The 23448-nt window shown below is 55.0% G+C and carries 29 protein-coding genes and 1 tRNA gene; 5 read left to right on the top strand and 25 right to left on the bottom strand.

The annotated features are described in order from the left end of the window. Positions 1-18 precede the first annotated feature (18 nt). Positions 19-1020, bottom strand: a complete 1002-nt coding sequence (gene twy1, locus FH039_RS02310) for a 4-demethylwyosine synthase TYW1 (protein WP_139680068.1) — start codon at positions 1018-1020, stop codon at positions 19-21. A 144-nt stretch (positions 1021-1164) separates the two neighbouring features. Between twy1 and FH039_RS12115 the strand changes: the two genes are divergently transcribed. Then, entirely contained in the window at positions 1165-1302 is a 138-nt protein-coding gene (locus tag FH039_RS12115; protein WP_168188361.1) for a hypothetical protein, read from the top strand. On the opposite strand, the gene FH039_RS02315 is transcribed toward FH039_RS12115, so the two are convergent. The 15 genes from FH039_RS02315 to FH039_RS02385 form a co-directional block, all read right to left on the bottom strand. After that, positions 1280-1870 (bottom strand): HemK2/MTQ2 family protein methyltransferase, encoded by a 591-nt coding sequence (locus FH039_RS02315; protein ID WP_139680069.1) that lies wholly within the window; start codon positions 1868-1870, stop codon positions 1280-1282. The two genes, FH039_RS12115 and FH039_RS02315, sit on opposite strands and share 23 nt — an antisense overlap. 69 nt (positions 1871-1939) lie before the next feature. Continuing rightward, complete coding sequence (locus FH039_RS02320; RefSeq protein WP_014012712.1) at positions 1940-2113, bottom strand: 30S ribosomal protein S27ae; 174 nt, start codon at positions 2111-2113, stop codon at positions 1940-1942. Positions 2114-2123: 10 nt separating this feature from the next. Continuing rightward, positions 2124-2420, bottom strand: a complete 297-nt coding sequence (locus tag FH039_RS02325; RefSeq protein ID WP_139680070.1) for a 30S ribosomal protein S24e — start codon at positions 2418-2420, stop codon at positions 2124-2126. Next, positions 2410-2940, bottom strand: coding sequence for a GTP-dependent dephospho-CoA kinase (locus FH039_RS02330; RefSeq protein WP_139680071.1), 531 nt, complete (start codon positions 2938-2940; stop codon positions 2410-2412). Before FH039_RS02330 ends, FH039_RS02325 begins: the two co-directional genes overlap by 11 nt. Next, on the bottom strand, positions 2940-3128 hold the full coding sequence (spt4, locus tag FH039_RS02335) for a transcription elongation factor subunit Spt4 (RefSeq protein ID WP_139680072.1): 189 nt from the start codon (positions 3126-3128) through the stop codon (positions 2940-2942). The genes FH039_RS02330 and spt4 overlap by 1 nt, the downstream gene beginning before the upstream one ends. Further along, positions 3128-3688 (bottom strand): DNA-directed RNA polymerase, encoded by a 561-nt coding sequence (locus FH039_RS02340; protein WP_139680073.1) that lies wholly within the window; start codon positions 3686-3688, stop codon positions 3128-3130. The genes spt4 and FH039_RS02340 overlap by 1 nt, the downstream gene beginning before the upstream one ends. 37 nt (positions 3689-3725) lie before the next feature. Beyond that, the gene (locus FH039_RS02345; RefSeq protein WP_139680074.1) at positions 3726-4262 is read right to left on the bottom strand and encodes an inorganic diphosphatase; all 537 of its coding nucleotides are present in this window, start codon (positions 4260-4262) and stop codon (positions 3726-3728) included. 108 nt (positions 4263-4370) lie between these two features. After that, positions 4371-5372: a DUF5305 family protein gene (locus FH039_RS02350; RefSeq protein ID WP_240703253.1), complete on the bottom strand. Its 1002-nt coding sequence runs from the start codon at positions 5370-5372 to the stop codon at positions 4371-4373. A gap of 20 nt (positions 5373-5392) precedes the next feature. Beyond that, entirely contained in the window at positions 5393-6763 is a 1371-nt protein-coding gene (locus FH039_RS02355; RefSeq protein WP_139680075.1) for a COG1361 family protein, read from the bottom strand. Further along, positions 6760-7836 (bottom strand): signal peptidase I, encoded by a 1077-nt coding sequence (locus tag FH039_RS02360; protein WP_139680076.1) that lies wholly within the window; start codon positions 7834-7836, stop codon positions 6760-6762. The genes FH039_RS02355 and FH039_RS02360 overlap by 4 nt, the downstream gene beginning before the upstream one ends. Positions 7837-7887: 51 nt before the next feature. Next, complete coding sequence (locus FH039_RS02365) at positions 7888-8433, bottom strand: DUF1102 domain-containing protein (RefSeq protein ID WP_139680077.1); 546 nt, start codon at positions 8431-8433, stop codon at positions 7888-7890. A 14-nt stretch (positions 8434-8447) separates the two neighbouring features. Next, positions 8448-9050, bottom strand: a complete 603-nt coding sequence (locus tag FH039_RS02370) for a DUF1102 domain-containing protein (RefSeq protein WP_139680078.1) — start codon at positions 9048-9050, stop codon at positions 8448-8450. A 667-nt stretch (positions 9051-9717) separates the two neighbouring features. Beyond that, complete coding sequence (locus FH039_RS02375) at positions 9718-10152, bottom strand: DUF7344 domain-containing protein (RefSeq protein WP_139680079.1); 435 nt, start codon at positions 10150-10152, stop codon at positions 9718-9720. Between the two features lie 4 nt (positions 10153-10156). Further along, complete coding sequence (locus FH039_RS02380; RefSeq protein ID WP_058938336.1) at positions 10157-10372, bottom strand: hypothetical protein; 216 nt, start codon at positions 10370-10372, stop codon at positions 10157-10159. A 405-nt stretch (positions 10373-10777) separates the two neighbouring features. Next, positions 10778-10853: transfer RNA gene (locus tag FH039_RS02385), tRNA-Gln, on the bottom strand. Between the two features lie 107 nt (positions 10854-10960). Between FH039_RS02385 and FH039_RS02390 the strand changes: the two genes are divergently transcribed. Both FH039_RS02390 and FH039_RS02395 read left to right on the top strand, forming a co-directional pair. Then, on the top strand, positions 10961-11218 hold the full coding sequence (locus FH039_RS02390; protein ID WP_139681571.1) for a hypothetical protein: 258 nt from the start codon (positions 10961-10963) through the stop codon (positions 11216-11218). 107 nt (positions 11219-11325) lie between these two features. Next, a complete protein-coding gene (locus FH039_RS02395; RefSeq protein WP_139681572.1) occupies positions 11326-11763 on the top strand; it encodes a metal-dependent transcriptional regulator in 438 nt (145 codons plus the stop codon). 41 nt (positions 11764-11804) lie between these two features. Here FH039_RS02395 and FH039_RS02400 read toward each other — a convergent pair whose 3' ends face one another. From FH039_RS02400 to FH039_RS02415, 4 genes are all read right to left on the bottom strand, one after another. Continuing rightward, positions 11805-13142, bottom strand: a complete 1338-nt coding sequence (locus FH039_RS02400; RefSeq protein ID WP_139680080.1) for an NCS2 family permease — start codon at positions 13140-13142, stop codon at positions 11805-11807. A 125-nt stretch (positions 13143-13267) separates the two neighbouring features. After that, positions 13268-14176 (bottom strand): hypothetical protein, encoded by a 909-nt coding sequence (locus FH039_RS02405; protein WP_240703254.1) that lies wholly within the window; start codon positions 14174-14176, stop codon positions 13268-13270. Between the two features lie 83 nt (positions 14177-14259). Then, positions 14260-15270, bottom strand: coding sequence for an ABC transporter ATP-binding protein (locus tag FH039_RS02410; RefSeq protein ID WP_139680081.1), 1011 nt, complete (start codon positions 15268-15270; stop codon positions 14260-14262). After that, positions 15264-16889 carry an ABC transporter permease gene (locus tag FH039_RS02415; protein WP_139680082.1) on the bottom strand — a complete coding sequence of 542 codons (1626 nt, stop codon included), beginning with the start codon at positions 16887-16889 and terminating at the stop codon, positions 15264-15266. The genes FH039_RS02410 and FH039_RS02415 overlap by 7 nt, the downstream gene beginning before the upstream one ends. A gap of 84 nt (positions 16890-16973) precedes the next feature. Here FH039_RS02415 and FH039_RS02420 point away from each other — a divergent pair, with 84 nt between their 5' ends. Further along, a complete protein-coding gene (locus tag FH039_RS02420) occupies positions 16974-18020 on the top strand; it encodes a DmpA family aminopeptidase (RefSeq protein WP_139680083.1) in 1047 nt (348 codons plus the stop codon). On the opposite strand, the gene FH039_RS02425 is transcribed toward FH039_RS02420, so the two are convergent. Genes FH039_RS02425 through FH039_RS02440 form a run of 4 tightly spaced genes read right to left on the bottom strand, consistent with a single transcriptional unit; the run spans position 18017 to position 21371 of the window. Next, on the bottom strand, positions 18017-18862 hold the full coding sequence (locus FH039_RS02425) for a deoxyribonuclease IV (RefSeq protein ID WP_139681574.1): 846 nt from the start codon (positions 18860-18862) through the stop codon (positions 18017-18019). The genes FH039_RS02420 and FH039_RS02425 overlap by 4 nt on opposite strands. A gap of 41 nt (positions 18863-18903) precedes the next feature. Continuing rightward, complete coding sequence (locus FH039_RS02430; RefSeq protein WP_139680084.1) at positions 18904-19965, bottom strand: coiled-coil domain-containing protein; 1062 nt, start codon at positions 19963-19965, stop codon at positions 18904-18906. After that, positions 19943-21076, bottom strand: coding sequence for a DUF373 family protein (locus tag FH039_RS02435; protein ID WP_139680085.1), 1134 nt, complete (start codon positions 21074-21076; stop codon positions 19943-19945). The genes FH039_RS02430 and FH039_RS02435 overlap by 23 nt, the downstream gene beginning before the upstream one ends. Next, entirely contained in the window at positions 21069-21371 is a 303-nt protein-coding gene (locus tag FH039_RS02440; RefSeq protein WP_139681575.1) for an MTH1187 family thiamine-binding protein, read from the bottom strand. Before FH039_RS02440 ends, FH039_RS02435 begins: the two co-directional genes overlap by 8 nt. Before the next feature lie 94 nt (positions 21372-21465). Between FH039_RS02440 and FH039_RS02445 the strand changes: the two genes are divergently transcribed. Further along, a complete protein-coding gene (locus FH039_RS02445) occupies positions 21466-22083 on the top strand; it encodes a TIGR00296 family protein (protein WP_139680086.1) in 618 nt (205 codons plus the stop codon). Here the strand turns inward: FH039_RS02445 and FH039_RS02450 are convergent. Continuing rightward, entirely contained in the window at positions 22080-23435 is a 1356-nt protein-coding gene (locus FH039_RS02450; protein WP_139680087.1) for an RsmB/NOP family class I SAM-dependent RNA methyltransferase, read from the bottom strand. The genes FH039_RS02445 and FH039_RS02450 overlap by 4 nt on opposite strands. Between the last annotated feature and the right edge of the window lie 13 nt (positions 23436-23448).

Genomic DNA, 23448 nt, shown 5'->3' on the forward strand with positions numbered 1-23448 from the left:
AATAAAAAGAAAGGACGGTCAGTGCTTTATGAATCTGCCGCCGATTCTGGTTCCGTGGGAATCGACGTCGTCGCGCATTATGAGAACGACCCTGCTCGGCTCGTACTCGTCCTCGATGTGGTAGCCGGGCAGGTGCTTCACCAGCTCCTCTGCAAAGGCTCTGATCTCCTCGTGCCGCGGCATGTTGTTGATGGTGAGCCTGTTGCGGGAGAAGCCCACGAACATGTAAGCTTTCGCCTCGACGAACATCGGGTTGGCGAGCTTTATCAGCTCCGCGTAGCCCTCTGGGTTGGTCATGTTCTCGCCCTTGACGAGGGTGAGCCTTATCACCGTCCTGGTCTGGGCGTCGTTCATGAGCCTGAGCGTCTCCTTTATCTTCTCCCAGCCGTCGGGAATCATCGGGACGTTCACACGGTTGTAGGTCTCGAGGTCCGGGGCGGTGAGGGAGACGTAGAGCTGGCTCGGCAGCTTGTCCTCTTTCTTCATCTCCTCGAGTCTCTCCGGAACGGTTCCGTTGGTGACGATGAAGGTCGTGAAACCGCGCTTGTGGAACTCCTCAACCAGGTCGCCCATGTAGGGGTACAGCATCGGCTCGCCGGAGAGACTTATAGCGGCGTGCTTCGGGTTCCATGCCTCCTCGAACTTCTTCATGTTTATGCCTGGCATGCCCTTGTAGCCGACGAGGAGCTTGCGCTGGGCCTTTATGCTCTCCTCGACGATGAAGGCCGGGTCGTCCCATGGCTCCGGGAGCTCGGTTCCGAGGAAGCCCTCCATCGGGCGCCAGCAGAATATGCAGTTGTGGGTGCACCACGCCGTAACCGGCGTCATCTGCAGGCAGCGGTGGGAGTGTATGTTGTAGAACTTCTGCTTGTAGCAGAAGCGGTCGTGCTTTATGCTCTCCTTGAGCCAGTGGCAGAGCTTTACCGAGCTGTGCCTGCCAACGAGAGCGTAGTGCTGCTTCCTGAAGAGACTCGCTATCTCCTCCGGCATGTTGGGGTTGGACTTGAACGTTAACGCCATTAGCCTCACCTAATTCATCTCTCCGGGTTGGCTTTGGGCGAGCCTTTTAAAAAGGTGATGGGTCGGGTGTGTGGATATTTTATCGTCGAAAAACACTTCGGCAATGTGCGAAAACTTTAAAAGCTGCCCGTTGATTCTACCTCCATGTTTGGACACATAAAACCGCGCCAGGAGATTAAGGCAAGGGAGATTGAAATAGACTTCTTCGAGGAGGATGTGGGCTTCCCTGAGAGGCCGAAGGTGAAGCTCCTCTTTGAGATCAAACGTCACCGCCTCGCGTAGTGGCGTTTATCAGCACTATGTCCTCGAAAAAGACGTGCACCCTAGCGGCTATTTTTCCCCTCAATCCAGCTTTCTCCAGCCTTCTCAGCGTTTCTTCCACTCCGGTTATCGAGCTCTGAACTATCTGGACGGTTCCGCCGGGCTTGAGATACGCTGGAACTTCCCGGATAAACCTGTCGAGAACTTCCCTGCCGCCCTCGCCTCCAACCAGCGCCAGGTCTATCGGCTCCTCCGGCTCGCCGGGCAGGTAGGGGGCGTTGAAGGTTATCACGTCGAACTTTCCGGAAACGTTCTCGAAGAGGTCGCTCACGCGAAACTCGACGTTTTTGATGCCGTTTATCCTCGCGTTCTCCCCCGCCAGCTCAACGGCCAGCGGATTGATGTCCACTCCCAGGACGGAGCGGGCTTTTCTTGCCATCAGGAGTGCTATAAGCCCAGTTCCAGTGCCGACGTCGAGGGCCAGGTCGCCTTCCCTAACCGCGAGGTTCTCGGCAAGGAGGAAGGTGTCCTCCGCCGGCTCGTAGACCTGGGGGTGGAGCTTGAGCTTGATGCTGTAGTAGGTGGGCATGGTACCATCTACCGCAACGTCCCTTTTGATGTTAACGGGGGTGTAGAAAAGCCGGAGGAAGGAGAAAAATCACTTCCTCTTCCACTCGGTGTAGCCGCAGCGGCCGCAGCTCCAGCGGTCCTTGTGCTCGGCCATGAAGACGCCCGGACCGCAGCGCGGGCAGAACTTGCCCTTCCTCTTGACCTTTCCGCCCTGAACCTCGTAGAGCTTCCACTTCTGGCTGGTCTTCTTGCCCTTAGCCATCTAAACCACCTCACTCCTCCTCCTTCTGAATGAGGCCGTCCCTAACGAGAATGTATTCCGGCTCGATGTAGAGCATTCTCTCCCTGCTCTCGTAGGCCTTGGCGTAGCCCCTGCTGACGCGGCTACCGAAGTAGCTCCTTATGTACTGGAGCACGACCGTCTCCGGGTTGAGGTCGAGCATGGCAACGAGCTTGCCCTTGACGTCGGCCCTGCTCGGCGTCGGCTCGCCCTCGTGGATGACATCGAAGTATATCTCCTTCCTTCCGAGGAGCTTGTTCTCCCTTATCTCGGTAACCTTAATCTCCATCGTGAATCACCTCCATCTTCGACATGAGCTTTCCACACTTGAGCTTGCATTCGGGGGTTACCTTTATAAGCACTACTCCCTCGTCCGGCTGGCCGTAGAGCACGAGGGTGCCCTCTGGGGCGTAGAGCACGGCGGGAATCGCCGCCAGGTCCTCCTCTCCGTACACCTTTATGTAAACACGCCTGCCCCTCGCGGCCAGTCCAAAGCCCTTTCTGATTGCGTTTAATAAAGCTTTCGTTATGGTTCCGGCCGGGTTCTGGACGGTCATCACGACCGAACCCGTCTCGATATCCGGGTTGTACTCGTGCCTTTTGGTTCTGTGGTCGTATATGGCTATGCTCGGCCTTATCCCGAGCCTGAGGACGTTCTCCGTGACGACATCGCCTACAGTAACGACGTGCCCGGCCCTCTCAAGCTCACCCTTAAGCCGGATGTACGGCTCGGGAATCTCCCCCCGGATGAGCTCTCCGAGGGGGTCTTTGAGTTCCCTTCTAAGCTCTGGCGTTAGTACGAACCTCATCATCTGACCCTTATGGCGTACTTTCCGGGGACTTTGACCCCCAGCTTCTGCGCTATCCTCGACTTCTCGGGCTCGGTGATTATGACGAGGTCGAACCACTCGTCGCTGAGGTCCCTGCTGCCGCAGACCGGGCAGCGGTCCTCGGTCGTTATGTAGTGGCAGTGCCTGCAGGCGCGCTCCTTCGCCATTACTCCTCAGCCTCCCTGCGCTTTTCCTTCTCAACCCAGTCTCTCTTTCCGAGGCCCGGCTGGCGCATGGTGAGGCCTATCTTGTTCTCCCTGATAACGCGGCTCTTGACGCTTACGGCTATTATCCTCGCCCTGGCCTCGTCGCCGAGCTTGAGGATCCTGTTGGTCTCCTTGCCGATGAACTGCTTGTTCTTCTCGTCGAAGACGACGTAGTCGTCCATGAGCTGGCTGATGTGGACGAGACCGTCCATCGGGCCTATCCTGATGAAGGCACCGTACGGGGCGACGTCTATGACCTCGCCCTCCACGACCTCGTGCATCTCGGGCTTCCAGACGAGGACGTTAAAGACGACCTCGTGGTACGTGGCGCCGTCTCCCGGAACGATGACCCCCTGCCCGATGTCCTCAACGTCCATGACCGCTAAAACAACGCCCTCGTCGCGGTCGTAGATACCCTCGTAGGTCTCGCGGAGGACGAGCTTTGCGGCCTCCTTGGGCTCCATGGTGAACATCCTGGGCGGAATCCTAACGACGTCCTTAATCTTGAGGAGCTTGTACATGCCTTAACCTCCTTGGGGGAATAAGAGGGAAAAGAAATCACTCCTTCTTGCCGAACTTCTCCCTGTAGAGCTCGATGGCTCTGAGGATCTCCTTCTTGGCCTCCTCGGCGTTGCCCCAGCCCTCTATCTGGGTGACCTTGCCCTGGAGCTCCTTGTACCTCTGGAAGAAGTGGGCAACCTCATCGAGGAAGGCCTTCGGGACGTCGTCTATGTCCTTCCAGTCGTCGAAGTACGGGTCCTCAACGGGGACGGCGAGGACCTTCCAGTCTTTATCGCCAGAGTCTTCCATCTTCATTATGCCTATTGGCCTCGCCTCTATGAGGGTGAGCGGGTAAACCGGCTCGCGCATGATGACCATGATGTCGAAGGGATCTCCGTCGTCGTACCAGGTCTGCGGGATTATTCCGTAGTCGACCGGGTAGAAGAACGGGCTGTAGAGCACTCTATCGAGCTTTATAAGGCCGGTCTTCTTGTCGAGCTCGTACTTGTTCCTGCTTCCCTTCGGAATCTCTATGAGAGCGTAAACGACCTCTGGAACCTCCGGTCCGGGCTCAAGCTCGTGGAACGGGTTCATCTCTAACCACCTCTTACCTCTTTAAGAACCTCTAGCTTAGGCTTTCGAATAGGGCTTTTAAAGTTTTGGTTAAGGAAATTGGAAAAAAGCGGGAGAACGGGAAAGGCCTCAGTTGGCCTCCCTCCCTTCCCCTGGCAGGGGTTTCCTGTACTCATAGATTACGTCTCCGTCCACTATGGCGTAGACGTCCTCGTCACCCTGCCTGTAGTGGACTATTGGCTTATCGACTAGGTCGAACACTTTCTCCAGATCCTCAACTGACTCAAGGTTCACCGGGTCGATTGCGCCGATATCGCTTGGGACCCCTTCGACTATGAACTTTCTGAGTCCCTTCAGCTCGTCCACCTTTCTCTCCCTGGAGAAGTACGCGAACCCGAGCGGTGGTATGATGAAGAGCACTGCCATTGCCGGGAAAACGGTTCTGGCGGTTGAGACGTTGACTTCCTTTCCGAGGAAGTTCACTGTATTGACCGTGGTGTTGACGTGCCTCACGACTTTCTGGTATTCTTTCTCGGTGCCTCTTAGGGTAAGCATTCCCGTCGTATCACTGGCCAGGGATATTCTCTGGGTGAATTCATCTCTCCCATTGGATGAAACCCTTACCAGGAGATAGACATCGGCATTTGCCCGGTACAGTCCAGTTCCTTCACGTATCTGTTTGAGGGATTTCTCCATGTCTGTGATGTTGAACGTGACTGGAACTGAGAACGTACCTGGGAAATCACCTTCCCCGAGGGCCTGGCTCGTGTTTACTATGTATATCTTCTCCTTACCGGAGGTTACGTAATAATCCGTTTTAAGGGTTAGTTTGTAGTGTGCGGCCACTTGGGGCTTCGTCGAGTATACGTAGTTTCCCGTTATGTAGTCCGTTATTTTCTCTGGGTAATACTCAAGGCTCGTTCCGTTCATGTATACTGACTCGTTTGTGAAGAATCCCATGTGGGTTAGTTCCCCCTTTTCCACGTACGCGGTTTCGTAGGACGCATCAATGGTCGTCGGTTCGCGGGTGTATGCTAAACCCGAGTACGCCATGAATAAAATGGCCAGCCCCAGTGAGACTGCGATTGCCCCCTTGAATATTTTCTTCCGGTTGATATCATCCATCCTCATACAAAATCATGCCTCCCAATTCAGCCTCCGTCCATCCCGGGGCAGGTGCCCTCGGTTTGGGCGTCGCAGCTTTCGGTGTTGTTCAAAATACTCCCTTCCGTTTCCCCGTCTGAGATTCCAGAATGACAGCCACATCCCTTGGTGACCATCACATGAATGGGGTCCGCTGTACACCCGCAGCCCGCCACGTAAACTTTACTGGTTACCAATACCGGTCTGGGGTGTCCGCAGACTGGTATCCCGCTGGTGTGCTCGTATAGGTCAAGGAACTCGGCATCTCCAGGGGATAGGTGGAACGTCCATGTCACAATCGTTCCCCCTGTGAAGGCTGGTTCTATGGTTACATTTCCCCTGCTGGGGCTGTAGCCGGTTAATGTGAAATATCTGCCAATGTACTGCTTTATCACAACCGTCTTTTCTCCACCTGTGTTTTCCACGGATATTCTGGTGTGGTAGTCTGCGGGGGTATTGGCCGTTAAACGTCCGGGTCCGCTTACCTTAGTGTTCATCACGTCGAGAAGGCAGTCGTTTCCCTCACAGGTTGCCCGAACCACGATGCCGTTGCTGGTGACGTTGTACCCGACTATCTCGGCCCCATCGTTCAGGATGTAGTCTCCACACGATGTAAACTCCTGCTTTCCCGCGGGGTTGAGTTTGGTGTGTATCGTCACGTCCATGTATGCTGTTTCGCCTGCGTTCAGCTCGATGTTCCATACGATGTGGTGGGCCGCTCCAGTCTGGGTTACTGTGTAGCTGCCGGTGCTTGGAGTTATGGAATCTATCTCGAACTCCCCCTTTACGGCGTCCTTTATCGTAAGATTTCTGGCGATTCCCGGGTTTGTGACTCTTATCCTGAATGTCCATTCCTGATACGTGTGTGCGGGTACCTCGGTATCTCCGGAGATCAGTTCTTTCTCTATCGTTGGCCCCCCGCTGAACGTTACGTTTATGGAGCACGCCTCTATCCTCGCGTCTCCCCCGTCCCATTCGGCGTATACAACGACCGGTATTTCGTAGGGTCCGCCGCTTGCAAAGGGTGCGCTTTCGATGTTGCCCCTGAACTGGGCTATCTCTCCAGGGTTGAGGATTTTTATCGTGTCCTCAACGTTTCCCACGGCCCCCACCGGCAGATTCGAGAAATCCGCAGCTATGTGGACGGAAATTTGGGTGTTCATTTTGTTCTCCACGGTAACTGCCACGAATTCCACACTGGAACCGGCATCGATGATCAACGGGTTTTCGATACACCGGTATGCAATGTACGAGTCGTCCCCGCTGACCACCTTCACCCATGCCTCTCTGTCCGAGGTGTAGGTTCTAAAATTACCGCTGGAACCGATGATCAGAAGTGCCCCCATAACAAACGCCGCCATGAAAAATAATATCCTCATAGCAAACCATCCCCCAGTATCTTGCTTATGATGCTTCCTCTTCTGACTCTAACTCTCACTATTTCCCCCTCACCAATACCCGCCAGGTAATAGAATGCAATCATTAGCACGGCCAGTTCAATGGAGTATAGGAGGAGGGGTAGGTAAGGGGTAACGTCGTATGCCCGGCTGATAATGCCCAACGGCAGAATTGCGGGGTACGAATGAACCTCGATTTCCTCTCGATATATCCTGGTCTCCTTGGGCACGGACACCCTTAGAAGAACGCTGTGACTTTCGCCCCCCGGGATCCGGAATGTGTCTCCGTTAAGCAATTCCATTCTTTTACTATGTGGTTCTATGAAATAGTAGAATGGATACACCGCGTGGTTCTCGACGCTGAGATTCTTTTCAAAGGTGGTTCCTGGGAGATACCAACCGTCCTTTTGCCCCCCCGCCAGAGTTGACGAGTAGGTAAACGCCAGGGTGCCCCATGATGCCATCGTGACGAACAGAAACCCTGCTATTATCAGCACGGACACCGCAGCGTACACGGTTCTCATCGACACCCTAAAGAACTTCTTTTTTGATTTTTTGTGGTGTTTTCTGCCCGCTCCTCCGGAAAACGTTAGAATAGCGCCAACAATTATCAGGGCACCGACAACGTACACGTTGGTCACCTTTGAACGGAGACCTTCGATGAAGCTCCCACCGCCTCTTATAACAAGGGGGTGGCCCTGAACCGTCACGACCTTCCCAATGATGTCGTTTTTAGTTACGGGTGGATACGCACCGTCCTGCTGGTCGGTCGCCACGTTGTTGTCCCCTTTTGTGATGTATCCCTCATCGGTTATTGCGTACACTCGATGAACGGTCCATCCATCCCGCCGGTGGAAGACTATTATATCACCGACGTCTCCCGTCTTTGAGAGGGGATTTATGAAAAAGAGGTCGCCTTTATCTATCGTCGGCGTCATGCTCTCGGAGTATGCGTAGGAAACCAGAACAGGCCTATCTAGGATGAACCCGGCTATTGAGGTTGCCAGGAATATGAGCATAACGACTATCACCATGTTTTCAATCAGTTTCTTCATTGGTATCCCTTCTCAAAGGCTAAAATGGGGCAAATGCCCCCTAGAATGAAATCACTGCTCACAGGCTCCGGCATATGCCTCAAAGCTGAGCTGGAACTGCTCTCCGTCCTGGTCACTGAGCTCCATTCCTGTGCTGTTGAATATCATTCCAATGGGCACGGGGTTGCCATGCTCGACGGTGAACTCAATGTTCTGGGCGGGTCCGGCTATCATGTTGTCGTAGTCCCCAGCGAAGAGCAGGACGTTGTCGTGGGCGCTCTTGATCTTGACACATATCGGGTAGTCGGTCTGGTTGTTCTCCCAAAGCTCGTTGCTGACCTCGAACATCTCCTCAAAGACATAGGTTGTGTTCGGGCTGAGTCCGATTCCCGCTCCGTCTGGGTAGTTCGGGTTGTCCTGGCTTATGTCCACGTATATCTTGCCCTCATCGTAGGTCACATAGGGCTGGAGTGCGGTGAGGTCAATCAGCTCGTTATCGTCAGAGACGACATCGAACGAGGCAGTCCTGTCTGCGGAGTAATACCTGAAGTTGGCTCCAGCGCCGACGGCCAGGAGCATTCCAACCATCAATACAGCCAATCCAAATAGTTTGTTCATCTTTCACGCCCCCTTCACGGACCGCCCTGGCCGCACTGACCGACCAGCTCTGCCGGCTCGGTACCGAGCCTGAATGCCTCTATGTGTACTGCCGCGCTCTGGGTGGTTCCAGGTGCGTCGTTCCCAACCGTGAAGTCCATCCCTATCTTCACGGCGTCTCCGTTCTCCACCACAAAGCAGACGTCGTTCTTGGCGTTGTCCGATGAGTACACCGGTGCGCCGGTGTTCACGCTGTAAACATCGTGGTCCGCTCCGTAGAACTGTATGGCCGTGTTGTCGCTGGTTATCCTCACGACGATGGTCATGTTCTCTTCCCAGAGATCGTTGCTGACCTCAAAGACCTCGTCGAAGTTGTACTCCGAGTTCGGGCTCAGGCCGTCTCCGTAGCCCGGATAGTTCGGGTTGTCGGGGCTTATATCGACGACCAGAACCCCGCCATCGTTGATGTATGCATAAGGCTGGATGGGAGTCAGGTCGATCAGCTCGTTGTCGTCCGCGACAATAAACCAATGGACGCTCCTGTCAGCGTTGTAGTCCCTGAAGTTGGCTCCCGCTCCCAACACGAGACCGAAGGCCACTACCAGGCCAAAAATTCCAAGGGCAATATTCTTCCTCAATTTTTTCGCCTCCTTCGAGGAGGCACTGTGGGACAACAGTGAACAGGCCCATCGAGCATGTGGGGGACGATACCTAACCACGAACACCCAATCAACACTGTCTACTGGAATCAACGCAGTGCCCCTTGAGGGCAACCCATCAGGGTTGCTCCACGTCCCATTTGAACGTTGTGCTATATAGTAAATTCCGAGTTACTGAGTGGTAACGATACATTACCAACGATGAAGTCTTATTACCTTTTTCTTTTGAAAGCCTCGCCGTTCACGGGGGATGCAATAATCAACCCACTAGGCATTAATCAGTCGAAACCCTTAAATGTCTTCCCGTTTAATAAGGGTCTCGAAGAGGCCACCGTAAGGTAACCCTATGAAACGAGGGGTTCACGTTACCACTCCACCTTGGAGTTGTTGACGCCGTAAGGAGTCCTTTCAAGGCTGTCCGTTGTGGCAGTCAAAAACTCTCAATGGTGGCCTTTGAGACAATAACCCCAATCCGCTCTGCGGTAGGGGTAATGGGCCTTAGACCGGGCCTGCGGGCTGAACCGAAACCGGTGACGGGAGTAGGTGATGGGCCTGCAAACCGAACCGCCCGTTAGCGGGGGGTTAATCCTTCCAAGGCGGGGAGGAGGTCAGAATCAGAACAGAGGCAGTTTTAAGCCCCGTTTGATTAAATCAGCCTGCTTATCTTTCTATGGTGCACCACGCTAATGGCCAGGTACACGATGGCCGCGAGAAACAGGGGCGGGTTCTCCAGATACCAGCCTGCCGCTATGAATATCAGCGAGGTACCCATGTAAAAGGCGCTCCAGCTGATGTCGTGTTTGTTCACCACTTCCATGTACACGGTAACATCGTCGGGTATTTTCAGGAGCGTAACGACGCCGTGGTTGAAGGCTATAACCCCTTCCCTCTCCAGTTTCGGTATGTGGGTCTGCACCAGGCTGACGTACACGCTTTTCCTGTGCCGTCTATCTGTGTCCCCCTCTTTCTCTGCTATATACTCGACTATGTCCCGCAGTTCCGCATGACCGTCCCTCTCCTGGAGGAACGTTATCATGAGCATCCGTCTGTCGTTCCCGAGTATTGCAGTCGTTGCCCCCATGCTATCACCGTAACCTGTAGTGCTTGCGCTTATTTCCATTCGTGTAGAATGCTTCAACCTTTTTTTGTTCAACCATTTTCCTCAGGGTTCTCTCCACCTTCTGCCGCGTGCAATCAAGTCCCATCTCGTTGAGGAACCTGGTTATGAACGCTACGCTTAGTGAACCGTGAACCTTGAGCAGGTTGGTGATTTCACTCTCCAAGCTGATGGTGCTGCTCATGCCTTCACCTCCATGTTAGGCAATCTGTGTGTAACATCACTTTAAAAGTGGGACGGCACTCTATTTAAGGGTTCCTGAAAAGTTTGATTTTTGGATTTTCGGCATTTTGGTGCCATATTCGGCTGAAAATCCTCCTGCTAGTTGCTGAAACCCTTACACATATTGTTTCCACTTGTTTTCAGCCCTCGTTTCCGCGGGCCATTTTGGATATAATCCAACTCCCCGAACTCCTTCCAAGAATATGAGGAGAGTTTCAACTTTGTTTTCACGAAACCTCACAAATCATCTGTTGATTCTCTGTTCCGACGACGGTACGTGATACGACCTGGGGTATAAGTTGAGGTTCGAAAAGGGAACTCAGAAGTGGAAGGAAGGTGGGGTTCGAAGGTCTGGAGCCCAGTTGAATGGTAGCCCCGCGGGGATTCGAACCCCGGTCAAGGGATCCAGAGTCCCCTATGCTTGGCCGCTACACCACGGGGCTGTACCCGTTGATAGGTTCCGGGATGGATTTATAAATTTTATCCTTCTGAGGCGCCCCTTCACAAAGCTTATAATCTTCCTCACCCAAAATAGTAACCGGTGGAACCGATGGACTTCGCCCTCTTCATGGAGAGGTACGGTTACAGGATTCTGGTGCTGGTTTTTGGTGCTGCAATACTCGGAGTAATGCTCTCCCCCTTTGTGATGACCTTCTGGGCCTTCAGCAGCGGCGGCATTGCGGCCGCGGTTATAGCGGTGCTGGTGCTCGCAGTGGGCGTTGCGCTGATGGTCGTTCCGAAGTTCTGGAATTTCGCCGACAAGATGCGGCAGTCCCATGTCGTTGAAGACTGGAACGAGGAAGGCTGACGTGGAAAATGGGACATCAAATTCTGCGCCGCGGAGGTTGATTTGAGAGTCCTCACCGTCCCGAAAACTACTTAAACATTTTTGGGTAGCCTAATCAGGTGAGGTCGTTGGAGGTAAGCAAGAGGGAGGAGGAATACCTAGAGACCATGTACATTCTCCACAAGAACAAGGGGATCATCCGCGTCAAGGACATCGCCAAGATGATGCGCGTCAAGCCGCCGAGCGTTGTCGATGCCCTGAAGAAGCTCTCGGAGAAGGGGCTGGTGGAGTACGAGAAGTACGACAGGATTCTGCTGACCGACGCGGGCAGAAAGATAGCCGAGGCAACCTATTCGAAGCACTTGCTCCTCACGCAGTTCTTCATCGACATCCTCGGCATCCCGCCCGAAATAGCGGAGCACGACGCCTGTCAGTTCGAGCACTACGTGAGCGAGATAACCGTGCAGAGGATAAGGGAGTTTGCCCAGTACATACAGGAGCAGTGTCCCTACGTTCTCAAGCAGTTCATCAAAGAGAAGCTGGCCGAGAACGCGGAGTCTGAGTGATGCTCCCTTTTTGCTCTTCTTGTCTAATAAAATGAAAGAACTCAGAAGGCCCCGCCCAGGTAGGCGAAGTAGGCCAGGAAGATTATCGAGAGGGCGTACATCAGCGGGTGTATCTCGTCCCTTCTGCCGCTGAAGAGCTTGAGTATCGTGTAGCTGATGAAGCCGATGCCTATTCCGTCGGCTATCGAGTAGGTGTATGGTATGGTTATGAGCACGAGGAAGGCCGGGATGGCCTCGGTGTGGTCGGCAAAGTTCACATCCTTTATGGCGCTGAGCATGTAGTAACCGACTATGACGAGGGCAGGGGCGGTTGCGAAGGCCGGTATGGCCTGAGCGAGGGGTGCTATAAAGAGGCCTATGCCGAGGAAGAGCAGACCGGTGACGAGGGCCGTCATCCCCGTCCTTCCGCCCTCCTCTATACCCGCGGCACTCTCGATGTAGGTTGTAACGGTGGAAGTTCCGAGAACCGCTCCAACCGTCGTTCCTATCGCGTCGGTGAGGAGAACCTTCTCGGCATCGGGAACCTTTCCGTCCTTCGTGATGAAGCCTGCCTTGGCGCTCAGACCCGTAACCGTTCCCAGTGTGTCGAAGAAGTCCACCATGAAGAATGCGAAGACAACTCCCAGCGCCCCTACGTTGAGGAGGCCCTGGAGGTCCATCTGCATGAATGTGTAGCTGATGTCGGGGGTCGAGAACAGGTGCTCGGGCCAGGGGGCGACGCCGGTGATCCAGCCGATGACGCTCGTAGTTATGATGGATATCAGGAGCGAGCCCTTAACGCGGAGCGCGATGAGAACCATCGCGAGGAAGAGGCCGAAGAAGAACAGCAGTATGTCACCGTTGGCCAGGGCGGAGGCGTTGAGCCCGGTGAACTGAAGCACTCCGGAGTCGTTCACGACCGCCGTGAGAAGGCCGACATCGTTGAGGCCTATGAATGTCAGGAAAAGGCCTATTCCAGCACCGACCGCGTACTTCTGGCTGAGCGGTATCGCGTGGATTATCGCGCTCCTGACCTTTGTGACGCTGAGGACTATGAAGATGAGACCCTCAACGAAGACCGCCGCGAGGGCGACGCGCCAGTCGTAGCCCATTCCGATGACGACGCTGTAGGCGAAGTAGGCGTTTAACCCCATTCCCGGGGCGAGGGCGAAGGGCTTCTTGGCATAGAGGCCCATCAGAATGGTCGCGAAACCGGCGGAAAGGGCAGTAACGGCCACGAGTGAATTGAAGGCCTCCTTACCCATGGCATCGCTGAGTATCGAGGGGTTCACGAAGAGAATGTAGGCCATGGTCATGAAGGTCGTGAGGCCAGCAAGAATCTCGGTCTTCATATCCGTGCCGTGCCTATCAAACTCGAAGTAATTCTCGAACCATCCCATGAGCTTCACCCCTTGGTTTGACTTGTTCCTGCCTAATAACTTGGTTTTTTAAAGATTTTTTTGACGGAAAAATGTTAAAAAGAAAGGGAAGATGGGGCGTGGGCACTGTTTGGACGGGCGGAACCTTAACCCTCACCGCCCACCGCGGTGAAGCCTTCCGCATAGGCCTTCACGACTCCCTCATCCTCGCCGAGTATCATGAGAACCCTGACCAGGTCCAAGCCCTTCACCCGGGCGAACTCGACGTAGAGGTAATCGTCGCCTCTGCGGTATAGCTTGACGCTGAGGGGCTTAAAACAGTCGTTTCCCTCGGGCGTAGCCCAGAGCTCGGTCTCTTCGAAGCTTTGGGCTTTAATGGAAGCCTCAAACCTCTCGGCCAGCGTGTCTATAGGGCAGGTGCAGGTTGCTTTAAGCTCCACAGGAGTCTCGAAGAAGATGTGGTAGTCCCTGAAGTCCGTCCAGGTCTTGGTCGGCGTCAGGACGGTGAGTTTCCAGGTTGCGTTGGCCGTTGGAATGAACTGGACCGCGAAGTAGGCCTTTCCCGGCGGCAGTTCCAGCCACCGCCCGTTTCCCTCTCCCCAGCAGTCCCTCGTGTGTTTCGGAGGGGTTTCGTTCCTTAAAACCGCCTGGTAGAAGGATTCCCCGCTCTCCCTGCCCACAAGGGCCATTGTAAAGCCGCCCATGGAGCACGGCACCGTCAGGTTGAACTTCTCCGGCCAGTAGATGAGGTAGGCGTTCCAGCCCTCCGGCGGGGAGGTGAGGTTCATGTGGGGGTAAACGACGAACCAATCCTTTAGCGTAATCTCGGAGCCGTTGGTCACCTCGGTAATTCTGCCGTCTATCCACCCGCCGATTAGGGCGTTTTTCGGGGTCTGGAAACTGACATTGAGGGAGCATTCAACGTCCGAGTGGTTCATCGGTGAGTTTTCCTCCCGTGCGCTTGGGGAGAAGCTATCCCCTGCCAGAACTGCCATGATCGCCAGCGCAAGAACCAGTAATAACGCGCCAGCAAGGGCCCTCTTCACTATTCCCACCGGCTTTATGTTCGGGGCCCTCCTATTTAATCCTTTCCACATCTGAGGGTGAAAGTTTTAATGGCACTGAGTTAAATCGCATCTCATTCCGCTTCGAGCACCGAGAAGCTCCTCACCTCGACATCTACCCTCTCCGGCATCTCCTCGACGCCGAAGGGCAGTTCATCGAGGAAGCGCTCCGCGAGAATAACACTGCCTTCGATTTCAAGCTTGAGCCTTATCCTCCCTGGCAGAAGCTCGTAGTCAAGAACCTCCACCGCGTCGCCGGGCCTCACGTAAACGCTCTCGGGCCGGAAGAAGATTCTCACCTTTCCCTCTCTTCCGACGTCGAAGCACAGCCCTCCGAGACAGGCCCTTCCATTCTCGGCTTTAAGCTCCAGTATGTTGCTCAAGCCCAGAAAACGCGCCACGAACTCCGTCTTCGGGCGGTAGTAGAGCTCCAGCGGTTTCCCCACCTGCTCAACGTGGCCGACGTTCATGACGGCTATCCTGTCGCTTACCGCCATTGCCTCCTCCTGGTCGTGGGTGACGTAGACCGTCGTAATCCCCAGCTCGCGCTGGATTCTCTTTATCTCCCCCCTAAGCCTCTCCCGTATCTTGGCGTCGAGGTTGCTCAGCGGCTCGTCAAGGAGTAGCACATCGGGCTCAACCACCAAAGCCCTTGCGAGGGCAACGCGCTGCTGCTGGCCACCGCTCAGCTGCTCTGGATAGCGGTTTTCGAGGCCTTCCAGACCGACCAGCTCAAGCGCCCATCTTACCCTCCTCTCGATTTCCGCCCTTGGAAGCCCTTTCATCTCAAGGCCGAAGGCGATGTTCTTGAAAACAGTCATGTGTGGGAACAGCGCGTAGTCCTGAAAGACTATGCCTATACCGCGCTCGTAGGGCGGCAAATCGTTCACCGGCCTTCCGTCGAAGAGTATCTCACCCCTCTCGGGCTTTTCAAAGCCCGCTATCATTCTGAGCGTTGTGGTCTTTCCGCAGCCGCTCGGGCCGAGAAGCGTGAGAAACTCGCTGTCTTTGACCTTCAGCCTCTCGATACTCAGCCTGAAATCCTCCCACTCCTTGAGGACTCCCTTCAGTTCTACCCTCACCATGCCTCCTCACCTACCCTCTCGATTATCAGGAAACTGAGCGTTGAAACCGCCATCAGGAGAACGGCCAAGGCCGATGCAGAGCCGAACTGCCTCGCCCCGAGGAACTTGTATATCGCCACCGTCATGGTGGTGTATTCTGGCTTTGCCAGCATATAGGTCGCACCCAGCTCGGCTATGCTCATTGCGAAGGCGAATATCGCGCCGACGATGACCCCACCCAGAGCCAGCGGAAGCTCTACCCGCAGGAATGCCTTCCACTCCCTCGCGCCGAGGCTTAACGCAGCCTCCCAGAGGTTGGGCCTTATCTTCTTCAGGGACGTTGAAACGGCGCGGAGCACGAAGGGGTAGGCTATGACCGTGTGTGCCGCCACGATTATCCAGACCGTGTAGTAGAGCGGCGTGCTGTGGAAGACCCTTATGTAACCCAGACCGAGGGTTATGGCTGAACTAGCCAGCGGGAGCATTACAAGGACGTCGAAGAGCCTCTTGGCTTTAAAGTCCCAGCGGTGAAGCGCGTAGGCTATCGGGAGGGCTATGAGGACTGATAAGACTATCGTTGCCAGACCGAAGGTCAGGGAGTTCCTTATCGCGTCGAGCGTAGTTGTGCCAAACATCGGGTTGTACTCGGTCGAGAATATCCTCCTGTACCATTCGAGGCTCCAGGCGTCGTTGAAGCGCAGGGAGTCGTAGAGGACAGCTAAGAGCGGGGAAACGATGAAGAGGAAGACGATCAGGGAGTAGACCCCAACGAGCAGCCCCTTTAGGCTCAGCCAGTCGCGCCTCGTGAAGGGAACCGGCTTTTTGAAAACCCTCTGCTCCTCGCGCTTGGCGTAGGCATCGAGCGCCCTCAGGTAGAGGTACATGAAGCCCATGCTCAGGATTATCTGGATTATGGCCAAAGCTGAGCCCGTCTTGAAGTCGAGAAGAACCATTATCGAGGTGAATATGTCCACCTCTATCGTGGCGTACTGGTAGCCGCCGATTATGAGGGGAATCGAGAAGCTCAGGAAGCAGAAGACGAAGGTGAGCATCGCGGAGGCGAATATTGCGGGAGAAATCATCGGCAGGGTAACCTTACGGAAGAGCGTCCAGCCCCTCGCCCCCAATGCCATCGCGGCCTCCTCGTAGTGGGGATTAACACGCTGCCACAGCGACGAGACCATGCGGATAACTATGGGGAAGTTGTAGAAGGCGTGGGCGAGGAGGATTCCCTTCCAGGAGTAGATTATGCCCAGGTCACGGCCCAAAAGCTGGGTCACGAAGCCGCTCTTTCCGAAGAGAAGGATGTAGCCGAGGGCCACCATCACGCTGGGCATGACGAACGGGACTGTTAAGACTGCCTTTATGGTTCCCTTTCCCGGGAAATCATAGCGGGCGAATATGTACGCCCCTGGAAGGCCGAGTGCCAGGGTGAGGAGCGTCGAAGCTATCGCCTGCCCTATCGTGAAGAGGATAACCCTCCTGTGGTAGTCGTTGGCCAGAACGGCGGAGATGTGTTTGAGGGTGAGGCCGTTCACCCAGAGGCCGGTTTTTAGAATACTAACTAACGGGACGTAGAAGAAGATGATCAGGAAGGCCAGCGGGATGAGCAGGAAAAGCTTTGAGAGCCTTGACCCCATGGTGACAACTCGGTTTTTGCTCTTTATAAGCGTTGATTGGGCAAGGTTGTTAAATCCGGCATGCTATCTATAATTGGTGATACCATGAAGGCCCCCGAGCTGGGAATAAAGATAGGCCGTTATGAGCACGGGAAGAGGAACTCCATTGCCGACCTGGGCGTTAGAGTTGGTCATTCGACGATAATCGAGGGGGACGATATCAGAACGGGAGTTACAGTCCTCGTGCCACCGGTGGCGAATCCCTTCAGGGAGAGGCTTTTCGCCGGAGTTTACACCTTCAACGGCTTTTCCAAGCCGATTGGGTTTATCCAGGTGGAAGAGCTTGGCTACATCGAAACTCCAATAGCTTTAACCAGCACGCTCAACGGCTACCGCGTTGCGGACGCGCTGATAAGCCTCTGGGCGGAGGAAAATCCTGAGGGAATATCGGTAAACCCGCTCGTAATGGAGTGCAACGACGGCTACCTCAACGATAACAAAAAGCGTGCCGTTAAGGAGGAACACGTCTTTGAGGCTTTCAAGAGCGCCTCCCTTGACTTTGAAGAGGGCTCCGTTGGAGCAGGCACCGGAATGAGCGCCTTCGAGTTCAAAGGCGGAATAGGCTCGTCCTCAAGGGTGGTCGAGATTGGTGGCGAGGAGTACACCGTTGCGTCGCTTGTCCTCAGCAACTTCGGCAAGAGGGAGGATTTGGTCATAGCGGGCGTTCCCATCGGCTGGGAGCTGAGGGACTATCCGGGCAGGGGGCTTTCCATGAGGGGGAGCATCTCGATAGTCATAGCAACCGATGCGCCTCTGAATTCCCGCCAGCTGACCAGACTGGCGAGGAGGGCAATCCTTGGGCTTGCGAGAACGGGTTCCTACGGCCACAACGGGAGCGGGGACATAGTGCTGGCGTTCTCTACGGCTCAAACCGTTCCGAGCGGCAAGGAGGTCCAGTCCGTAGGTTTTCTGCCCGACGATGCACTCAATAGACTCTTCATAGCGGTCGCCGATTCCACGGAGGAAGCGATAATCAACTCTCTCCTTCAGGCGAAGACAATGAGTGGAAGAAACGGAAGGACGCGCTACGCTCTGCCCGTCGAGAAGGTTCTCGAAATCCTCGAGAAATATGGGGGGCTTGAGAGGGCTTAGACCTTTATCTCCTCGTATTTCTTCTTCATCAGGATTGCATCGCCCTCGATGTTCGGGCTCTCGCTTATGACGACACCTTTGACCCTGAACTCCTTGAGAACCCTCAGCAGGTCTTCCCAGTTCATGTCGCTTTCCTGGAGGTTCAGGTGGTTCCTCTCGCCCTTCGAGGTGTAGTTTATGCCGCTTATGTGGATGTGCATGTTGTCGAGCGCTTCCCTTCCGAGCCTGTCCTCCATCAGGGAGAGCATCCCGCGCCACTCCTCGGTGGTGTTGCACTCCCCAGCGTGCCTCGCGTGGGCGTGGGCGAAGTCTATCGTCGGCAGGACCATCTCAATCTCTTCGCTGAGCTTCACGAGCTCTTTCAGGTCTCCGAACTGGGTCGGCTTGCCGGTCAGTTCCGGTCTTATCCATACCTCGATGCCCCTGTCCTGGAGGTTCTTTACGATATCCTTAATCTCGCCCTTTATCCTCTCGTAGACCTTCTCCGGGTCCTGTTTGAGGTAGTAACCGGCGTGGAAAACGACACTCCAGCCGCCGGCGTCGTACAGGCGCTCGGCGCTTTGGATTATCCTCTTCTTGCTGGCCTCGACCTTGGCCTTTTCGGCCGCGTTTAGGTTGATGTAGTACGGAGCGTGGGCTGTCAGCAGGATATCGTGCTTTCTGGCTACGTATTTTATCTTCTTGGCCAGCTCGGGCTTGATGTTGACCCCTCGGACGAACTCAAGCTCCATCGCATCGAGGCCGAGGTTTCTCACGTGGATTATCCCGTCCATAGTTGAGCGCTTTGGGGTTGAGATTGGTATTCCGGCGGTGCCGAATCGAAGCCTGTCAACTTTAAACATGCTCACCACCCAAAAGAATTAGGGGAGCCTAATTCATAAACCTATCGCTCTATCGATTCACCCAGGGCTGCTTCGAGCCTGGAAATTGCCTCGTCCAGCTCCTTCTCGAGGTGCTCCAGCTTGCTCCTGAGCTTTTTGAGTTCCGCCTCCCTTTCCTCGACGAGTCTCTGGAGCTCCCACAGCTCCTTTTCCATGTCCTTGACGCCGGTTAGAACTTCGTCGCGCCTCTCTTCCAGCTCTGCCAGCTTTTTCCTTTCTTCTTCTATCCTCCGCGCCCTCTCCTCAAGGTTGTCGATGAGCCACTCAGCGGTCTTCCGGTACTTCCCTTCCAGGCCAGGGTGTATCTTTTTCACAAGGGAAAGGAACTCCCCTGGCTTTCTGAGCGCGACGGAGCTGTCCCCGACGAATTCTTGGGCGATGGCCTCGTGCAGGCGCATTCTCTTGACCGGTTTCTGGAGCTTCGATGCTTTTGAGCGTACTTCCGTTTCTTCGCTCCGTATCCTGGCCGAGAGACTCTTTATCTCCGTCTCCAACTCTTTCAGGTCGTGTAGGCGGCGCGATTCCTCAATCCCCGCCCGCTTCTTTTCGGCCCTCTCCCGAAGCGTGCGGATCTCATCCGTGAGTTCTTCAATGCTTCTCCTGAGGGTTTTCTTCTCAGATAGAATCTCCCGTATTCTGAGGTCCTCCAGCCCCTTCTCCGCCAGCTCGTTGTAGTACCTCACGTAGTCCTCGTTCAGCTCCTTCAACAGGCGGTTTATTGCGTAAACGTCCTTCTCGAAGAGGATTATGAGGTACCTTCCGTGCCCAACGTGGAGCTTGGCTAAATCTGGGAGGCGCTTTCCCAGGTCGTCCATATCGCCGATGCTCTCCAGGGCGTTTCTCAGCGCCGTTACGTAGTTCCTTCTCTCGGCGGTCACGATCTTCCTGATGTTTTCGTCCACGTTCTTCGGGATTTCCTTCCTTTCGAGGGAGTCTATCCTCTTCAGAACCTCCCGCAGCTTTTTCTCCAGGCGTTTGTTGTACTTTTTTCTTATTTTCTCGGCCTCTTTCGCGGCCTTCTTTCTCCTCTTATCGTACTCATCAAGCGCTTGCTCCAGCCTCAACTCTCTCCCATCCTCTAACTTTTCCCCTCATGTAGATTCCAACCAGAACCGCCACCGCGACGTCCCCCAGCGCAAACAGGAGCTTTGTGAAGACCTCTATGTCGGAGAGCGTCAGTATGGCCATCGCGTAGCGGGTGGTGAGGTCTATCGTCACCCACAGGGCCGGCATCATGAGCAGCGTTGATGTGTAGTACCAGATGTGGTGGTCCTTCCTCAGGTAGGACTGTATCACCTTACCGGTTATCATGACCGCTACCCCTATTATCAGGGAGGGATTGAGTGCGTTGATGTAGATCAGCATCGCGAGGAGCGGCGTTCCTGGATAACTGCCTATCAGCTCCAGGGAGTACTCCTCAAGCCGGAAGTAGGCGTTTATCGCACCTCCTATGATGATCAGCGCTCCGGCTATGACCGAGATGACGAAGACGAACTGCTTGGCTATGGTCTCACGGACGTTGAATCTGAAGCCCTTGGTGAAGAAGTAGCCGCCGATGAAGAGCAGTATCGTGCCGGTTATCGTGGCGGAGATTATCTTAACGCTCTCCGGATACCAGACGCCGATGAGGCGTGCTATCCCGTACAGCAGGAGTATCATTCCGGGAATACCGAGGACTACCTTCGCCACCTCGGGGTCACTCAGTATCTCCTTCAAATACCGGTAGATGATGTAGTATGTCGTCTCTATACCCTCGCTCTGCTTGACCACGACGCGGTGGGAGCTTATTATCGGTACCTTCGATGTGATTATCGGGAATATCTGCTCGTCCTCGGCCCCGTCGGTGACGGTGATGACACCATCCGCGGGAAACCTCCCAAGGACGAGCTCCAGCTGCCTGGCGAGCTCCAGGTCGCTCTTGACACCCACCTTCGGATGGCCGGTTATGAGGGCCACCTGGACGTCATCGAACTCCCCGCTCTCGCGCAGACCGTCGTAGAGTTTGACGGCTGCATAGACAACGTTGGCGTCGCTGTCCTCCGGGTCGGCCAGGCTGAGTTTTAGGGCGGCGTCGATGCAGGCGTCTCGTCCGATGACCGGCCCTTCCACGCCCGCCTTCTGCCCGAAATCGTCGTCGCGGTCTATAGCGAGAATCAGTGCTTTGATATCAACCACCCCTCACCTTCTCCATCACCGATTTTACCTTGTCCTCCATGCCCCTGTCCTTGTCGCGCCGATCGTCTATTCTCACGGTTGTTGAAACCCTCTCGGCTCCCATTTTGAAGATCAGCTCATGGGCCTCCTCGATTATTGCGAACGCTTCCCGCACCGTCGGAACCTCTATGATAGTCGCCATCGGCGTCAGTTGATATTTAACTCCCTTCCTCTCTAAAAGCTTTACCACTTCTGCGACGTACCTGCTCAGGCTCTTCTCGCCGAGGGGAACGATGACGAACTCAACGATGACCACTTTCGACACCCGACTTAACTTCCTTCGGCAATTTTTTAAGCTTTGCGGGAAAGCTAAATAACCCTTCCCACCGTAGGAGCCAAGGGTGAGGGCGATGTACAAAATTAAGGACGAATGGGGTGAGTTCCTCGTCAGGCTCGCGAGGAAAGCCATAGGGGAGTACGTTAGGAACGGGAGAACGGTAAAGCCTCCGGAGGACACCCCACCGGAGCTCTGGGAGAAGATGGGCGTCTTCGTTACACTCAACAACAGGCACGCGCCGCCCCAGATGGCCCTGCGCGGCTGTATCGGGTTTCCGCTCCCAATCTATCCGCTCGTTGAGGCCACGATAAAGGCCGCCATCTACGCCGCCGTCGATGACCCCCGCTTTCCACCGGTGAGGGAGGGCGAGCTGGACGACCTGGTTATCGAGGTGAGCGTTTTGACTCCGCCAGAGCTCATAGAAGGCCCTCCAGAGGAGAGGCCGAGGAAGATAAAGGTGGGCAGGGACGGGCTGATAATCGAGAAGGGCATCTACTCCGGCCTACTCCTCCCGCAGGTGCCGATAGAGTGGGGCTGGGACGAGGAGGAGTTCTTAGCTCAGACCTGCTGGAAGGCGGGCCTTCCGCCCGACTGCTGGCTCGACGAGGACACGAGGGTTTACAAGTTCACAGCGGAGATTTTTGAAGAAGAAAAACCGGGTGGGCCTGTCAAGAGGAAGCCGCTGGTTTAACCCTTTCTCATCTTCGCTATGAAAAACGAGTTGCAGTCGTGCTTATGAGTCCAGGCCCGGAAGACCCTGTCCCCGACTTCGAGGAAGCCCCTCTCGCCCCAGCTGAAGGGATAGTCTATCAGTTCAAGCCCTACCCTCTCAACCGCGAAGAGGACGTTCTCCTCGTCTTCGTCAACCCTGATTGAGCACGTCGAGTATGTCATCTCTCCTCCGACTCTGAGGTTCTCGTAAGCATTGCGAAGCATGTTCCTCTGGACGTTTATGATGCGCTTAATCTTGTTCTCGTCAAAGCGCCACTTCACCTCCGGAAACTGCCGGTAGGTTCCGGAGCTTGAACAGGGAGCATCGAGGATTATTTTGTCGAACTTGGCCTTGTCCTTAAAGCTCTGGCCGTCCGCGTGGACGAGCTTAACGTTTTTGATTCCGAGCGATTTCATTTTCTCCTTCATGCGCATGAGCCTGTCGTAGGAATAATCAACCGCCACTATCTCGCCCCGGTTCTCCATCAGCGCCGCCGCGTGGAAGGTTTTGCTCCCCGGTGCGGCCGCTAAATCGAGAACCCTCTCGCCGGGTTCGGGGGCCAAAACGTGGGCGACGTAAGCGCTCGCCAAATCCTGAATCACGAACTTTCCCTCTTTATACCAGTCGAGCCTTGTCACGGGTGTTTTGTAGTCGAGGACCTTGAGAACGTCCGGAACCGGTGTTAAGGCCGTCCTAACTCCGTTCTCTTCAAGGTAGTCCCTCAGCGAGTCCACATCAACCTTGAGGATGTTGGCCCTAACGTAGTATCTCTGAGGCCGATTGTTGCTGAGGAGCAAACGAACTGCTTCATCGTAGCCGAGGAGCTCAACAACGTATTCCACGTACCAGCGGGGGTGGGAGAAGCGGACCGAGAGCCACTCGATTCTGTCACGCTCCTTGAGTTTCTTCAAAGCCCTCTCAACGTCGAACTTCTCTATCGAGTGCATGAGGGCGTTGACGAACTTGGCCCTCGAGAAGTCAAAGCGCTCCTTAACGACGCGGATTATCGAGTCGGTCGCTATCGCCGGAGGAACCTTCCGGAAGTGGATTTCAAACGTTCCTATGCGGAGGAGGTTGGCCAAGTAAGGGTCCAAGTCCTCAACCTTCGAGCCCTTCAAAACCGAGTTGATTATGAAGTCTATCTTCGCCCTCCACTTCTCAATCTCGAAGACGTAGGCATGAGCTAATCCCCGCGCCTTCTCGCGGTCTTTTCCCGTAACTTTCCTGAAAACCCTCTCAAGAGCGTGCTTGGAAGAGAGCTCGCGCTCCTCAACGAGGCCTAGAGCGTCGGCAACCACTTCCTGAAAGCTTACCCTATAAAACAGCTCCATGCTCTGCCCTCCG

Origin of the sequence: Thermococcus indicus, assembly GCF_006274605.1 — an archaeon.
Lineage (GTDB): Archaea > Methanobacteriota_B > Thermococci > Thermococcales > Thermococcaceae > Thermococcus > Thermococcus indicus.